Annotated in this window: 2 protein-coding genes; both read right to left on the bottom strand. The window is 73.4% G+C overall.

The window, feature by feature from the left end:
• A partial coding sequence (locus AE652_RS40405; protein WP_049660775.1) for a 1-acyl-sn-glycerol-3-phosphate acyltransferase occupies positions 1 to 398 on the bottom strand: 398 nt, incomplete at its 3' end.
• A gap of 109 nt (positions 399 to 507) precedes the next feature.
• The coding region (locus AE652_RS40400) for a metallophosphoesterase family protein (RefSeq protein WP_049660774.1) at positions 508 to 1942 on the bottom strand (1435 nt) is incomplete at its 5' end.

Below are 1942 nucleotides of genomic sequence, written 5' to 3'. Positions count from 1 at the left end.
GCGAGGCCGGTCCGGAAGGCGCCCGGTTCCGCGTCGCGGGAGTCCCGGTGCTTGGGCAGGCCGCCCTCGCCGTAGATGAGGACGACCCGGCCGGCCGCGAGCGCCGCCGCGGCCGCGTCGAGGGCTTCGGCCGCCCGGGCCGTGCCGCGGTGGACGGGGATGTGCCCGCCGGAGCGCAGCACTCCGCCGAGCACCGGTACCCGCCACAGTCCGGCGGTCGCCATCACCACCGGCTCGGTGCCCAGGCGGCGCAGCGCGGCCAGCACCACGCCGGGGTCGGCGGCCGAGGTGTGGTTGGCCGCGACGACGCTGCCCGGGACGACCGGGCCGGGTGTCTCGGAGGTGACGGAGAGGCGCCCGAGGACGGGCACCAGGGCGGCGGCGATCCGACTGAGCATGGCGGGCCCTCCGTGGCCTCCGGCGTCGTGGGACCGCCATCGTCCCGGCACACCGGCCCCGCCCGCCTGAGTAGCGGTACTCAAACGGGACCGGGTGCCGGCCGCCGGGTCAGCCGCGCTGCACGGTGACCCGGTCCACGGCGGTGCCGTCCTCGGTGAGCGAGCGCACCTCCATCCGGGCGGGCCTGCCCGCGACGGCGGGGGTCACGTCGACCGCCACCAGGCAGTAGCCGGTGTACCGGACCCTGGACCAGGTGACCTTGACGGTCTGGTTGTGGCCGCTCCGGTCGGAGACCACCATCGGCACGGGCTTGTCGTTGGCGCTCTCGTGCCCGAGGTAGGTGTCGGCGGCGGGGAAGGAGTAGAGCCCGCCGCCACCGCCGCCCGCGACGACGTAGGTGGTGCCGTCCTTGACCGGGTCGACGGTGTCGCCGGAGGCGACCTTGCGGGTGGGCTTGCCGGCCCGGATGGGGTCGGTCCGCTCGTAGACGTGGTTGTGGCCGCTGAGCACCAGGTCCACCTGGTACTTGTCGAACAGCGGGGCCCAGTCCTGCTGCGCGCCGAGTTCGGCCCCGTTGTCGTGGCAGGTGGAGTACGTGCACTGGTGCAGGTAGACGACGATGAAGTCGATGCCGGTGTCGGCGCGGAGCGCGGCGAGCCGGCTCTCCAGCCACTTCTTCTGCTTGCCCTTGGTGTAGTCGAGGTTGGCGGGGGTGTTGTAGCAGACGTCGTTGCCGTCGAGGCTGATCAGGCCGACGTTCTGGTAGCGCCAGGAGTAGATGCCGGTGGACTGGCTCCAGGCGTTGTCGGGCGTGGTGAAGCGGGCGCGCATGCCGCCGTAGCCGTCGGTCCCGTACCAGGGCTCCATCTCGTGGTTGCCGATCGCCGGCATCCACGGGGTCCGCGCGGCGACGGGTTCGTTCTGTACGAAGAAGGAGTCCCACAGGCGGGCGTCGTACGCGTCGCTGGTCTTGCCGCTGCCGCCGGCGTTGGCGTAGGAGAGGTCGCCCATGTGGAGGTGGAAGGCGGGGTCGAGGCCGGCGATCAGGTTTCCGGTGGCCGCCGCGTTGTACCCGATGCCCTGGTCGCCGAAGGCGGTGAAGGTGAATCCGGCGCCGCGGCCGGGGGCGGGCGCGGTGCGGAAGCTCGCCACGTCGCCGAGCCGGGCGCCCTGGCCGGCCGGGTCGTAGCCTTGGTGGCCGACGACGTAGTAGTAGGTGGTGTCCGGGATCAGCTGGTCCAGCCGCGCGTGCAGGTAGTACTGGGTGACGGTGGTGGGCTTGACGAGGGGCTGGTCCTCGACCGGCTTCTGCCAGGAGAGCTTGCTGACCAGGGTGCGGACCTCGGCGGCGATCGGGGCGCCGTAGTCGCCGGGCTGGACGCCGATGCGGACGAACGGCGCGGTCACCGCGTCCGGCACCTGCCAGGAGACGACGACCTGCTGGGACGGGTCGGCCCCGTAGGCGAGGTGCCGGCCGAAGGGGCGCAGCGCGGACCCGGCGGTCCGCTCGCTCCGGGGCGCGGGGACGGTCGGGGCGGCGGGG

The sequence above is a fragment of the Kitasatospora sp. MY 5-36 genome (genome assembly GCF_001182915.1).
In the GTDB taxonomy this organism is placed as follows: Bacteria; Actinomycetota; Actinomycetes; order Streptomycetales; family Streptomycetaceae; genus Kitasatospora.
This window is presented reverse-complemented; position numbering and strand designations above follow the sequence as displayed.